Source organism: Labilibaculum euxinicum, from assembly GCF_963678175.1.
GTDB lineage: Bacteria > Bacteroidota > Bacteroidia > Bacteroidales > Marinifilaceae > Labilibaculum > Labilibaculum euxinus.
In genome coordinates, this window is record NZ_OY782756.1 from 1,147,997 (window position 1) to 1,162,728 (window position 14,732).

General features: G+C 35.7%; 9 protein-coding genes. 8 read left to right on the plus strand and 1 reads right to left on the minus strand.

Annotated elements, in window-relative coordinates; all coding sequences use genetic code 11:
• The first annotated feature begins 12 nt into the window (after nt 1-12).
• From ACY0M5_RS04950 to ACY0M5_RS04965, 4 genes are all read left to right on the plus strand, one after another.
• Nucleotides 13-1,128, plus strand: a complete 1,116-nt coding sequence (locus ACY0M5_RS04950; protein WP_461631001.1) for a hypothetical protein — start codon at nt 13-15, stop codon at nt 1,126-1,128.
• A 255-nt stretch (nt 1,129-1,383) separates the two neighbouring features.
• Nucleotides 1,384-3,573 carry a glutamine synthetase III family protein gene (locus tag ACY0M5_RS04955; RefSeq protein WP_461631002.1) on the plus strand — a complete coding sequence of 730 codons (2,190 nt, stop codon included), beginning with the start codon at nt 1,384-1,386 and terminating at the stop codon, nt 3,571-3,573.
• Nucleotides 3,574-3,736: 163 nt separating this feature from the next.
• The gene (gene porE / locus ACY0M5_RS04960) at nt 3,737-6,094 is read left to right on the plus strand and encodes a PorE family type IX secretion system protein (protein ID WP_461631003.1); all 2,358 of its coding nucleotides are present in this window, start codon (nt 3,737-3,739) and stop codon (nt 6,092-6,094) included.
• A gap of 107 nt (nt 6,095-6,201) precedes the next feature.
• Nucleotides 6,202-7,371 carry an AIR synthase related protein gene (locus ACY0M5_RS04965; RefSeq protein ID WP_461631004.1) on the plus strand — a complete coding sequence of 390 codons (1,170 nt, stop codon included), beginning with the start codon at nt 6,202-6,204 and terminating at the stop codon, nt 7,369-7,371.
• A gap of 69 nt (nt 7,372-7,440) precedes the next feature.
• Here ACY0M5_RS04965 and ACY0M5_RS04970 read toward each other — a convergent pair whose 3' ends face one another.
• Complete coding sequence (locus ACY0M5_RS04970) at nt 7,441-9,486, minus strand: DUF3857 domain-containing protein (protein ID WP_461631005.1); 2,046 nt, start codon at nt 9,484-9,486, stop codon at nt 7,441-7,443.
• A 265-nt stretch (nt 9,487-9,751) separates the two neighbouring features.
• Here ACY0M5_RS04970 and prfA point away from each other — a divergent pair, with 265 nt between their 5' ends.
• The 4 genes from prfA (at nt 9,752) to ACY0M5_RS04990 (ending at nt 14,321) form a co-directional block, all read left to right on the plus strand.
• Nucleotides 9,752-10,837 (plus strand): peptide chain release factor 1, encoded by a 1,086-nt coding sequence (gene prfA / locus ACY0M5_RS04975; RefSeq protein ID WP_124994087.1) that lies wholly within the window; start codon nt 9,752-9,754, stop codon nt 10,835-10,837.
• Nucleotides 10,838-10,992: 155 nt separating this feature from the next.
• Nucleotides 10,993-11,820, plus strand: a complete 828-nt coding sequence (pyrF, locus tag ACY0M5_RS04980; RefSeq protein ID WP_101309690.1) for an orotidine-5'-phosphate decarboxylase — start codon at nt 10,993-10,995, stop codon at nt 11,818-11,820.
• Nucleotides 11,821-11,930: 110 nt separating this feature from the next.
• Nucleotides 11,931-13,208: a DUF2851 family protein gene (locus tag ACY0M5_RS04985; RefSeq protein ID WP_461631006.1), complete on the plus strand. Its 1,278-nt coding sequence runs from the start codon at nt 11,931-11,933 to the stop codon at nt 13,206-13,208.
• Between the two features lie 78 nt (nt 13,209-13,286).
• Nucleotides 13,287-14,321 (plus strand): potassium channel family protein, encoded by a 1,035-nt coding sequence (locus ACY0M5_RS04990; protein ID WP_461631007.1) that lies wholly within the window; start codon nt 13,287-13,289, stop codon nt 14,319-14,321.
• Nucleotides 14,322-14,732: the final 411 nt, after the last annotated feature.

Here is a 14,732-nt window from a genome sequence, read left to right on the forward strand (position 1 = left end):
CAAAGAAATGCAATGAGTAGACTGTCGAATGCAATTAGGCTGGAAAATAATAACAAGAAAGATTTTTTCACAAAAGCTTTCTTAATCTTATTGATATTCCTTTATTCGATTCCAGTCAGTGCTGTTTCCAGAAAGGATAGAGACAGCTTGTTGCAATTGCCATTGTTTAAAAACGAAAAACTCCTTGAGTTCGAATTAAAAACTAATTTGTCAATTTTGATAAATGATATTGGAGAGGACAGGAGGTATCATAAATGCGAATTGCGGTTAATTGAGAATGAGAAACAACCGGAAAGTAAGATAGACGTTGAAGTAATGACCCGGGGAAATTTCCGAAGGCGAAAACAAAACTGCGATTTCCCGCCATTACGATTTAAACTGCCTTCAGAAAAGTTGACAGGAACCGAGTTCGAAGGGCAAAGCAAGTTAAAATACGTAAGTCATTGCCAGTCTTATCAGGATGGATTCGAACAGAATACCATTAAAGAATATCTGATCTACAAGATGTATAATCTTATCGACGAACACAGTTATAGGGTTCGTTTGTCTCAAATTTCATTTATTGATAGTCTTACTAATGATACCATTCAAAAGTTTGGTTTTTTTCTGGAAGATAAAAATGATCTTGCCACCCGAAACGGAAAAATAATACTGCATTATAAAAATTTAAAGCAATACAATATTCTTCGAAAGAATATGGTAATGCTGTCTTTGTTTCAGTTGATGATTGGAAATTCAGACTGGGATATTTGTCGGTTGCACAATATTGAGATTTTGTCGGTGGATGAACAGAGCATTCCCGTTGCAGTACCTTTCGATTTTGATTGGTCGGGAATAATCAATCAGACTTATTTTACTTTGGATCCTCAAATAGCTCCCGATGCAAAGTACAAAAGAATATACAAAGGTTACAGATGGAGTGATGAGGAATTTAATGCCGCTTTCACAGATTTTAATGAACTGAAAGAAGCGTTTTTGGAATTGATTTCACGATGTGAATATTTAAATGAAGAGAATAGGCATGGGGTAATAGAGTATATCCTGAAATTTTATGAATTGATAGGTTCAAAAAAGGATGTAAGGGACGTTATTCGGAAAAATGCTCCTAAAATTCCATTGGTCAGATAAAAAGCAGTTTTTTTTTGAAAAAAACTGAAATTTTCAGCGCAAACGATAAAAATAAGGGTGTTTGATCCTGTTTTTATCGTTTTTTTGTTTCGTTGAGCTTATTTTTTTGGAAGTAGAATTGTGAAATCGAATTATTTTATTCACATTTGTATCACTGCAAAGGGGGGTGTTGAGTAAAAATTGAATATTTTTTTGCTGAGTACCCCTTTTTTTTCAATACGGATTAAGATATCAATAACTAAAATTTTTTCATTTATGACCACAATTAGATTTAAAGCGTTAGGGGAGTTACTTAAAAGAGAACCTAAAGCAGTTCATTTTCCTTCAAATAAGGTAACTGATTATTATGGGGAATTAGTTTTTAATGTAGAATCTATGAGAAAGTATCTTTCTAAAGAGGCTTTCCGTGCAGTAATGACTGCAAATCAAAAAGGTTTGTCTGTAGATCGAAAAATGGCAGATGGTATTGCTGCTGGTATGAAAGCATGGTCTATTGAAAAAGGAGCAACTCATTACACTCACTGGTTTCAGCCATTAACAGACGGAACTGCTGAAAAACACGACGGTTTTATCGATTATGGTGATGGTGGTCATATGATTGAAAACTTTTCCGGAAGTTTATTGGCTCAGCAGGAACCGGATGCATCTTCATTCCCTTCAGGAGGTATCCGTCAAACATTTGAGGCCCGTGGTTATACTGCTTGGGATGTATCATCTCCGGCTTTTATTGTTGGAACAACTCTTTGTATTCCTACTATATTTATATCTTATACAGGAGAGGCACTTGATTACAAGGCGCCGTTATTGAAAGCATTAGCTGCAGTTGATGAAGCCGCTGTTTCTGTTTGTCAGTATTTCGATAAAAATGTAACTAAAGTTCATACCAATTTAGGATGGGAACAGGAATACTTCTTAATAGATGAAGCTCTATATCAAGCTCGTCCGGATCTTGTGCTTACAGGCCGTACCTTAATGGGACACTCTTCTTCTAAGGATCAGCAATTGGATGATCATTATTTTGGATCTATTCCAGAGCGTGTTACTGCTTTTATGATGGAGTTGGAAGTTGAATGTCATAAATTGGGAATTCCTGTGAAAACCCGTCACAATGAGGTGGCTCCAAGTCAGTTTGAATTGGCTCCTATTTTTGAAGAAGCTAACCTTGCCAATGACCACAATCAATTGTTAATGGATGTGATGAAAAAGGTTGCCCGTCACCATAAATTCCGTGTTCTTTTTCACGAAAAACCATTTGCTGGAATTAATGGATCAGGTAAACACAACAACTGGTCATTAGGAACCGATACAGGTGTTGTTCTTTTGGCTCCGGGAAAAAATCCTAAAGCGAATATTCAATTCCTTACTTTTGTTGTAAATACTTTGATGGCCGTATATAAGAATCAGGATTTATTGCGTGCGTCAATTCTTACAGCATCAAACAGTCACCGTTTAGGTGCTAACGAGGCACCTCCTTCAATTGTTTCAGCTTTCCTTGGAGATGAAGTCTCAAGTATGTTGGATAGAATTGTAGAGGAAGTTGGTGAAAGAAAAATGACACCTGATGAAAAAACGGCTTTGAAATTGGGTATTGGCCGAATTCCTGAAATTATTCTGGATAATACAGATCGTAACCGTACTTCGCCATTTGCATTTACAGGAAACCGTTTTGAGTTCCGTGCTGTAGGTTCTTCAGTGAATAACGCTGCTGCTATGACTGCCTTAAGTGCGGCTGTTGCTGTTGAGTTAAAAGAATTTAAAATTGCAGTAGATGCTTTAATTGAACAAGGAATCAAAAAAGATGAAGCTATCTTCCAGATTCTTAAGAAAATGATCATTGAATGCAAGCCAATCCGTTTTAATGGTGATGGTTACTCTGATGAATGGTTGGTTGAGGCAAAAAGAAGAGGTCTGACAAATATTACAAGTGTTCCGGAATCAATTTCTAAGTATCTTGATCCAGCGGCTAGAAAATCCTTGATTGAAAGTGGCGTGATGACTAACAAGGAATTGGAAGCTCGTGTTGAAGTTGAATTAGAGAAATTTACTAAGAAAATTCAAATTGAAGCTCGTGTTCTTGGAGATTTGGCAATTAATCATATTGTACCAACGGCTGTAGCTTATCAAACTAAGCTAATTCAAAACGTTCAGGGCTTAAGAGATATCTTTACCAACAGTGAGTATGAAGACTTGTCTGGCGCACGTAAAGAGTTAATTAAAGAGATTTCGGTTCATATCAGCTCAATTAAAGCTAAAGTGAGAGAAATGGTTGATGCTCGTAAAGAATGTAATGTATTGAAAGAAGGCATGGAAATGGCTGTGGCTTATGATGAAAAAGTTCGTCCTTACCTTTCAAGTATTAGATATCATATTGATAAGTTGGAGTTGGTCGTTGATAACGAAATGTGGCCATTGCCAAAATATCGTGAATTGTTATTCAATAACTAGTCGAGACAACAATAAAAATTGCAAAAGGATGTTCATTTATTTGAACATCCTTTTCTGTTTTATATAAGAAATGTTTATCTCTACTAACAAAACATTGACCACTGGAATAAAATAATTATTTTTATACCTTGTTAGTTCAATAAGTGAATTTTAAACTCATCTGATGAAGCTTTTTTCCAATATCTGTATTTTTATAATTCTGGGAGTATTTGTTTCCTGTTCTTCGCAATCCTACGTAAATCGTGGCGATAAAATGGTTCAGTCCGGACAGTATTACTATGCACAAGGTTTGTACGAAAAAGCTTATAAAAAGTCAAAGGATAAAGAACTAAAAGCCGATATAGCATTTAAAGCAGCGTCCTGTTTCGATCAGGTAAATGAAGTGCGTAAGGCTTCCTCATGGTATCGAAGAGCTATATTAAACCGGGATACTTTCTCAAATGCAGTTTTAAATTTAGCTTATGCTGAAGTGAAAAATGGGAAAATGGAAGAGGCCGAGGAAAATTTCTGGGAATATCTGGATCTAAAGCCCGAAGCAAAAGCAGAGAATGATCCTTCTGAAATACTAAAAAGAATTAGCACATGGGAAGAGTATCCGGGAAGATATAAAGTGGAGATATTGAATGATTTTAATTCGTCGGGCAGTGATTTTTGCCCTGTTTATATGGGGAAAGATACAAATGTTATCTTTTTTTCATCAACAAGAAAGTTGAACGATAAGCCTAAAAAAGACGGTGTTACAGGAGATTTTCATTCAAATATTTTTGAATCGCACTATTCGAATGAAGTGATTCGAAAGAGTAAAAAGAGAAAAGGGAGAAAGGCAACATCACGAAAAGTAATAGTTGATACTTATCAATGGAGCAAGGCTCGTGGTGTGGGAGATACAATTAATTCAGAATGGAACGAAGGCGCGGCATGTTTTTCTCCTGAGGCAGATGTGTTGTATTTTACTTCTTCTCGAAAAATAACCAAAGATAATCAGGGAACAAAAATATTTGCTGTGCAAAGGCAGGAAGATGGCTGGGGAAGTGTCGCTCAACTTGATCTGGTTCCGGATAGTCTGTCCGTGGGGCATCCTTCTATTTCGGCTGATGGTAATATTCTGTATTTCGTATCCGATATGCCTGGTGGTTACGGAGGAAATGACATTTGGATGGCGAAAAAGAGTGGAAGCAGTTGGAGTGAACCTCAAAATATGGGGCGCCCAATCAATTCTCCAAACAATGAGTTATTCCCCTTCATAAAGAACAATGGCGATTTATTCTTTGCCTCTGATCGAAAGGAAGGCATGGGTGGTTTGGATATTTATCAGGCAAAACGTCAGGAAACCGGTGTGTGGAAAGTGGAGAATATGAAATATCCAATCAATTCGACTGCCGATGATTTTGCAATGGTATTTCAGACTGGTCAGGAGAAGGGAATGTTTACATCGTCGAGAAAAAATGGAAATGACGATATTTATAGATTTGATTATGTGCCTTTACAGTTTTCTTTTTCGGGAAAAATTGTAAATTCTGAAACAAACGAATTTATCCCTAATGCAGATATTCATATCGTTTCTTCGAATGGTGAACAAATGGATAGTAAATCTGCTGAAGAAGGGCAATTTAATGTGGAGTTTGATCCTGAATTGGAATATATTGTAATGGTTTCGGCAGAAGGATATCTGAATGGTAAAGAGCAGGTGAGTACTTTAGGAATAGAAATCAGCCGCAATTTTAAATCAGTAATTGGTTTAAAACCGATTGAGAAACCAATTGAATTGCCAAATATATTTTACGATTTTGGATCATGGCAATTAAGAGAAGAATCTAAAACGGCTTTAGATGGTTTGGTGGAAACATTAAACGATAATCCTAAAATTACGATTGAATTGGGATCGCATACCGATTATGTCGGAAGTGAGTCCACAAACCGTGATCTTTCTCAGAAAAGAGCACAGTCAGTTGTCGATTATTTAATAGAGAAAGGAATCTACTGGGATCGGTTAATTGCTCATGGTTATGGGGAATCGAAACCTCAGACAATTAATGCGGTGAAGGCCAAAGAGTTTAACTTTTTAGCTGAAGGCGATATGTTGAGTGAATCTTTTATCAGTAAGCTGAAAGAGAAAGAGAAGGATGAGGCGAATCAGTTGAATCGCAGAACCGATTTTAGAGTGCTGTCAACAGACTATCAGCCGGGGCCAAATTCTAAAGTAAAACCAGGATCTGATTCCAGTCAAATAGGGAATACATTAATAAAAAATTTATCAGAAATTAAAGGTGTTTTCTATACCGTTCAGATAGGAGCATTCAATAAAAATACGATTCCGCCGATACTTCAAAAATACAAAGTGGTTTTCCGTGGAAGCGTAGATGATTCTACAGTGAGATATACTACCGGAATATTTGATGATCTGGAAGAAGCAAGAGCCGAAGCGGGTAAGATTAGTGAAACTGGAATTAATGCATTTGTAATCGCTTACAATAAAGGGAAAAAGATTACCTTTGCCGAAGCAAAAAAAATGAAGAAGTAAATGAGTAAGTAAGAGCGAGACTGTTTTATCTGTTTGCTATTTAGCGACTTATAGTCTGTAAGTTCTAATCTTTTTGCTTGTTGCTTTTACCTTTTATCTAAACAACCATGAGAAAAGACGAAAGATATAACCTTAGAGGAGTGTCAGCTTCGAAGGAAGATGTGCATAGTGCAATTAAAAATCTGGATAAAGGATTGTATCCAAATGCATTTTGTAAAGTTGTTCCGGATTACCTTACCGGCGATGCAGATTATTGCAATATTATGCACGCCGATGGTGCAGGAACAAAATCATCTCTTGCCTACATGTATTGGAAGGAAACAGGCGATATTTCTGTGTGGAAGGGAATCGCTCAGGATGCATTGATTATGAATTTGGATGATTTACTTTGTGTAGGTGCAGTTGATAATATTCTGTTGTCATCCACAATTGGACGAAATAAAAATCTGATTCCCGGAGAAGTTCTTTCTCAGATTATTAACGGAACTGAAGAGTTATTAGCTGAGTACAGTAAAATGGGAGTTAATATTCATTCAACAGGTGGCGAAACTGCCGATGTAGGAGATTTAGTTCGAACCATTATTGTCGACTCAACGGTTACCTGCCGAATGAAAAGAGAAGACGTAATTACGAATGAAAAAATTCAGGCTGGCGATGTAATTGTTGGTTTGTCATCATCAGGGAAGGCAACTTACGAAACAGAATACAATGGAGGAATGGGATCTAACGGTTTGACTTCTGCGCGTCATGATGTATTTTCAAAATATTTGGCCGAAAAATATCCTGAAAGTTTCGATAATGCAGTGCCTGCGGAATTGGTTTACTCAGGAAACTGTAAATTAACCGATAAAGTTGACGGTGTTGATATTGACGCTGGTAAATTGGTACTTTCGCCAACAAGAACCTATGCTCCGATTATTAAAAAGATCTTGGATCAATTCCGATCTCAAATCCATGGAATGATTCATTGTTCAGGTGGTGCTCAAACGAAAGTGCTTAATTTTGTCGACAATATCCATATCGTGAAGGATAATATGTTTTCGGTTCCTCCTTTGTTTAAACTGATAAAAGAGCAGAGCGGAACTTCTTGGGATGAAATGTATAAGGTGTTTAATATGGGACATCGGTTTGAATTGTACGTTCCACAGGAAATCGCTGAAAATATTATCGCGATATCAGAAGAATTTAATGTAGATGCTCAAATAATTGGCCGTTGTGAGCCAAACACAGGAAAAAAATTGACGATAAAAAGTGAATTCGGAGAATTTGAGTATTAGGATATTTGAATATACTACAAAAGAGGCTGTCGATAAGACAGCCTCTTTTTGTTTGAACTCGATTGAGATTTATTTTATTGCGGTAGGCTCGACTTTTTTCAATACCAGAATTTGGTTTTCTTTGGTAATTACATAATTGTAAAATTCTTTTAAATAATCATATTCAGAAGGTAAATATTGTGATTTTCCTGTGTTAAAAGAGTATTTAATCATCACCTTGTTAGCAGATTGATTAATTTTGTATATGTATTCCCCACCATTATCAGGAAGTGTAATTTTAGAAGATTTTGGTTGTTCCTCGATTGTGTAGTTGGTAGGAAGCTCCAGAATCAGCAGGTAATTTACAGATATTGGATATCCAAAATTAACCGGATATTCTCTTTGTTCCAGCTTAAAAGGGTTTTCATGTGTTTTGTTTTTTAAAATAGGATTCAAATAGATTCTTTCACCTTCCATATTTACAAGGTTTTCTATTTCTGTTGAGTAGCTGATTTGCAAAGGCTTATTTTTGTCTTCTAGATTTTTATATTCAATTTCTGAGATATTCCAGTCTTCATAATCCGATTTTAATTTTTCGGTATACCCATCTGTGTTGTTTGAAATTGTTTTTCTGATGTCCACTCCTTCGTAGTCATAAAAAGCTTCGGTCACTTTACCTTTAAGTGTACCTTCCTCAGTTAAACTAAGAGTCGACATAATCGCACATTTTGATCCTTTGTTAGTTTCAAGGTTGATCCATTCGGAGTTAGTTTCAGTGATCAACCTGCCTTTGTCATTTAAACATCGAAACGGAAGAATTCCGATTGGGCAATAGGGATCCGTTGCATCCATTAAATAGTTTTTGTCTCCTATCTTTGCGCAGGCAATAACATAGTTCATTTGGGTTATTGTAGGATGCGAGGGATGAATAATTCCGTTTTGTCGTGTGCTCAAAACAACAGGGTTCGCATTTATGCCAGCAGAGCGTAACATGGCTATTAATAATAAGTTCACCTCAGCTGTATTTCCCGATTTTTCTTTCCATGTAGCTCTCAAGCTTTTTTCACAAAACAATCGGTATTTTTCATTCCATTTAATGTTGTTCTGCACTGCCTGAAAAATTAAGACCGTTTTTTCTTCTTCGCTTTTCGCGTCAGCAATAAGTTCAGGCAGAATATCCTTAATAAATCCATCTTTTTTTAAGACACCTCCAAAATCGTCTGATTTAATTAGTTTGTCTTGAACATCCTCCCATGTGGAAGTGAAATTATGCAATACCCCGTAATCATACTTGTAAGATTGCAATTCAAATTCAATGCAGCTTAAGTAGTTTTCTTCGGCAAGCATGTATGATTCTTTTTTAAAAGAAGGAATGTTTTCCGCATAGTATTCATTAATATTGGAATTGGGCGTGAGAGTGTATTGGTGTACTTTGCTATCAACATTTCCTGTGGAATTATCTCTGTATCTAATCAAAAAATTTTCTGGTCTGCTCTTTTCATCTAATTTCTTTATGGGATAATATCCTTTTGTTGTAATCTGATAGTTGAAATAACTTGGGATTCGTGTATTGTATTTTGAATAGACAACAGGAATGCTGTATTGAAATTGCCAGGCTCTAAAATTTTGTTTGAATGGTGAAGAAATTTGATATTTTATCTCAATAACAGAGCCTGCTTTTATATTCGGCATAGTGAATTTTATTCTATTCCAGTTTGGAGTAGTTTCTTCTTTGAAAATTGAATTTTTTTCCAATTTATCGATTAGAATTTTTTCATCTAAGTTATAGGTTCTTGCTTTTAATGCCCCTATTTTCTCTTCCCCGTTTGTACTATGATATAATGGGATTTTAAATGTTGCAAAATCAAAGCCTTCAGGTTTTAGTATTTTTATTCTCACATGGCGCTCAAATTTACAGACAAAATCAGTATCATCATTTTTGGCTTCAGTTTCAAAATAAGAAGCTCCGCTGTCATATAAAATAACGGCTGCTGCACTGGTGTCTTTTTCATACACTTTCATTTCCAATTCTTCCGCAGAGACTTTTCCAAATTTAATTTTTTCATTATCAGCTTTGGAGTTTCCAGCTAATAAAATAAGAAGAAGCGAAAAAGTAATCTTTATTAAATTGTTCATAGTTTGTTTGGTTAGGGTGTGATTATAATATTTTAATCTTGTTTGTTGGGCAGTTTGGAACCACATTTCTAAAATTAAGATTTATTAGATTAAATAAAAATTTTTAAATGAGTGATAAATAATTTACTACGCGAAAATATTGGCCAAATAATTCATAAAACAGCCTTAAGTCGTGGATTTCTTAAAAATCAGCATCTAAATAGTGAAAGCTTTATTTAAAATGATTTTATTTTTATAATTTTGTCCAAAATTTAGAATACAGAATATGAGCAGTAATTTGTTACTCGATAAATTAGAAGGTGTCCTTATCCGATTCAAGGAGGTTAGTCAGTTGATTACCGACCCCGAGGTGATGGGAGACATGAAGAGGTATGTAAAGTTAAGCAAGGAATATAAGGAATTGGAAGCTGTTTCGGATGCCGCTAAGGAATTTAGAAATGCTCTTGATAGGATTGAAGAATCAAAGGAGATTTTAAACAGCGAATCGGATGAGGAGCTGCGCGAAATGGCAAAAATGGAATTGGAAGAATTGGAAGTTAAAATTCCAGAGCTGGAAGAAGAAATAAAATTGCTTCTGATACCTGCTGATCCCGAAGATTCTAAAAATGCTATTCTTGAAGTTCGTGCAGGTGCCGGAGGAGATGAGGCTAGTATTTTTGCCGGTGAATTGGCCAGAATGTATACAAAGTTTTGTGAATCTAAGGGTTGGAAGGTTTCAATTTCAAGTTTTAGTGAAGGAACTTCGGGAGGATATAAGGAAATTGTAATGAACGTAACCGGAAACGGTGTTTACGGGATTTTAAAATATGAATCGGGAGTACACCGTGTACAAAGGGTTCCACAAACAGAAACACAAGGTCGTGTTCATACCAGTGCTGCTTCGGTTGCTGTTCTTCCTGAAGCGGAAGAATTTGATATCGATGTAAAAGAAAGTGATATTCGTAAGGATACCTATTGTTCATCGGGCCCCGGAGGACAGTCCGTGAATACAACCTATTCTGCCATTCGTTTAACTCACAATCCAACCGGTATTGTGGTTACATGTCAGGATCAGAAATCACAGATTAAGAATTTAGCTAAAGCAATGGTTGAATTGCGTTCCCGTATTTATGCATTGGAGCATCAAAAATATCTTGATGAAATTTCATCCAAGCGTAAAACAATGGTTTCTACCGGCGACAGATCAGCAAAAATCCGCACATACAATTTTCCGCAGGGAAGGGTGACGGATCATCGTATTAACTTTACGATGTACAATTTGGCGGCCACGATGGATGGGGATATTCAGGAAGTAATTGACAAGCTTCAAATTGAAGAAAATTCAGAACGACTTAAAGAAAGTGGTTTGTAATAATATTGGCAGTGGTTTTTCCACTGCCTTTTTTGTAATAATCTAGTAAACAACCAAAGAAATGGAATGCCTGTTTTTATATAATCAATATTCTGGGTACGATTATTTAATTTTCGGAAAGTTCCATCTCATCAAAACATTAAAATTATAAACGGATGAATTATCAAGCATTATTCGAGCAAATTAAGAAGAAGAGGAGTTTTCTCTGCGTAGGTTTAGATAGTGATATAAAGAAAATACCTGCTCATCTTTTGAATACCGAAGATCCGGTTTTCGAATTCAACAAAGCAATAGTTGATGCTACAGCAGAATTTACTGTTGCCTATAAACCGAATATTGCATTTTATGAATGTCTTGGTGCTAAAGGATGGATTAGTCTTGAAAAAACGGTAAACTACATCAAAGAGAATTATTCAGATATTTTTTTGATCGCTGATGCTAAAAGAGGTGATATCGGAAACACTTCAAAAATGTATGCAAGTGCTTTTCTCGAGAATATGCCTTTCGATTCAATTACGGTGGCTCCTTATATGGGAGAAGATTCAGTAACGCCCTTTCTCGAATACGATAATAAATGGGTGATTCTTTTGGCTCTTACTTCAAATAAGGGAGCTTTCGATTTACAGTTTTTTGAACAGAATAATCAGAGGTTGTTTGAAAGAGTTCTGGAAAAATCTCAGGAATGGGGTACGAAAGAGAATATGATGTATGTTGTTGGAGCTACAAAAGCTGAAATGTTAGGCGATATAAGAAAAATTGTCCCGGAACATTTCTTGTTGGTTCCGGGTGTGGGAGCTCAAGGTGGAAGCTTGCAAGAGGTGGCGAAATATGGAATGAATAATGCTTGCGGATTATTAGTGAATTCTTCGAGAGGAATTATTTTTGCTGATTCTTCCGAAAAATTTGCTGAGGCAGCTAAGGAGGAATCCAGAAAATTGCAGGAGGAAATGGAGCTTTTACTTAAAGAAAAATCTTTGATTTAAATTCAAACTAAATATTTTACAAGGCGGTAATCAATGATTTACCGCCTTTTTTATTGATAAATACATGATAAATTGTTAAATTCGATTTTTGATGATTTAAAATTGATTGGATGAATGAAGATTTCCTGCAGTTTATTTGGAAACAGAATCTGTTTTCAAAAACAAATATTTTCTCCACAAAAGGAAATGCAATTGAGATTATTGATGTAGGAAAACAAAATTTCGACTCCGGGCCCGATTTTTTTGATGCAAGAATTAAAATCGATAATGTTCTTTGGGCCGGAAATGTTGAAATTCATCTAAAATCTTCATCTTGGTATTCTCATGGGCACAATACTGATCCTGCCTACGAAAATGTAATTTTGCATGTTGTTTTGGAAGATGATTCACCTGTTGTTTTGAAAAATGATCGCGTCATTCCCTGTTTGGAACTTCGTTTCACTCCTGAATTATTGAATAAATACAGAAAGTTAATGTTATCTGAAAAATGGATTCCTTGTGTGGATGAAATTGGTGAGATTGAAAGTTTCTTTGTTCGGAATTGGCTTGATAGAATGCTTCTGGAACGTTTGGAGCGGAAGTCTCACGAGATTCAAAAGATTTTAGAGCAAAATAATAACTCTTGGGAGGAAACATTTTATCAGGTGCTGGCACGATATTTTGGAATGAAAGTGAATGCTGATCCTTTTCAACAGCTGGCCAGATCCATTCCAATGAAATTTCTTGCCCGGCAAAAGAACTCGATTTTCCAATTGGAAGCATTGCTTTTTGGACAATCAGGTTTATTTGAAAAGTTCGATTGTGAAGATGTATATTTGAATAAGTTGAAGTTGGAATATGAATTTCTAGCTGATAAATATCAATTGAAAGCATTGTCTCCTGGTCAATGGAAGTGGTTACGCCTGCGGCCATCAAATTTTCCTACAATTAGAATCGCGCAATTTGCCGCCTTGGTTCATAATTCACAGTCCTTGTTTTCGCAAATTCTTCATGCGAATTCAATAGAGGATATCTCAAATCTATTGAATTGTCAAGCTTCCGAGTATTGGACTAGGCATTATCAATTCGGCTTGGACTCGAATGAAAAAGTTAAGATTCTTGGGCAATCGAGTGTCGATGGGTTAATTATTAATTGTGTTATCCCTGTTTTATTTCTCTATGGAGTAGTAAATGACTCTCAAAAATTGAAAGATAAAGCTTATGATTTGCTGGATAAAGTTTCTGCCGAGGAGAATTCGGTTACCCGAAAATGGAAAAAATGTGGTGTTAACGTGAAGTCTGCGTATCATTCTCAGGCTTTATTGCAACTAAAGTCTAATTATTGTGATTTATTTAATTGTTTGCAGTGCGAATTTGGAAATAGAATTATTCGTAGTGTTGATATATAATTTATATTGATGAAAATATAATGTTGCCGTTGTTATTGTAAGGCTTTAATGATTATATTGGATTTTAATCTTGCACGAATGAATAAGCAGAAAATTTGGGAGGAAAACATACGTACATTAGGTATTGCAATGTCATTTTTGATACTGGCAATTCTTATTGGTACAGCTGGATTCATGTTTTTGAATGAAGCCTATACTTTTGTAGATGCCCTCTATATGACCGTGATCACTATCACAACAGTAGGATTTACCGAAGTGCATCCGTTGTCAGATACAGGGAAACTTTTTACAATATTTTTAATTTTCGTCAGTTTTGGAATATTTGGATATTTGGCTTCGGCCATAACCCGATTTATTTTAGATGGCGTTTTTCGTAGAAATTTAAAAGATTATAGAACCGTGAGGAGTATAGAGAAATTAAGTGGACACGTTATTGTTTGTGGTTTTGGAAGAAATGGGAAACAGGCATGCCTCGAATTGATTGCGCATGGAGAAAATGTAGTTGTTGTTGATTCTGAGGAAAGCAGTATTGATAATGTTCGTTTAATTCCGGAACTATTGTTTGTTCAGGGTGATGCTACTCAGGAAGAAGTGCTCAGTTTGGCAAATATTTCAAGTGCCAAAGCGCTGATAACAGCAATCCCGAATGATGCAGAGAATGTGTATGTTGTTCTTACTGCCCGGGAAATGAATGCAACGATAAAGATTATATCACGATCAGAAAAAAGTCAATCCGATAATAAATTAAAAAGAGCAGGAGCCAATAATGTCATTATGCCTGATCGACTGGGTGGACAACAAATGGCAAAGTTGGTTGCACAGCCTGATGTTGTGGAATTTCTGGATAATATTCTGTTGCAATCAACCAAAGGGGTGAAGTTGGAAGAAGTTAGCTGTTGTGAGCTGTCAAATTGTTTTGTGGGTAAATCCATTCGTGAGCTAAATGTACGAGATAAATCAGGAGCCAATATAATTGGTTTAAAAGATGAAGGTGGGGCATATGTATATAATCCGTCTCCCGAAATAGTTCTCGATAAATCTTTTCATCTATTTGTTCTGGGAAATAAAGAGCAGGTTTACAATCTAAAGCAGCTATTAGTAGAAGGCGTATAAGACTAAATTTCTTATTGCTGATATAAAATAGGAAATCACAATCTATGTTATGATTTTTTTTTATGTCTGTAAATCAGTGTCTTGACTTTTTGTTTAAATTTTTTTCATAAAACATTTGGAAGTGTGGAGACTCTTCTGTTATATTTGCATCCACTTTCAACGGAGAGTGGATTTATAAAATGGTTGTTTAGTAGTATTTTATAGGCAGTGGTAGGGTGGTCGTAGGAATCTTTTTATGATTGTATACACCTACTAAACTTCCAATTTTATTTTTTTTGAAATTTTTTCACTTTGGGATTAGGATATAATGAAATAAATGATTTATCTTTGCACCCGCTTTGGGAGCTAACGAGCTCGTGAGACCCTAGGAAACTTGGGGATTACAGCGAAATTGTCCTGAAAAAAAGTTGA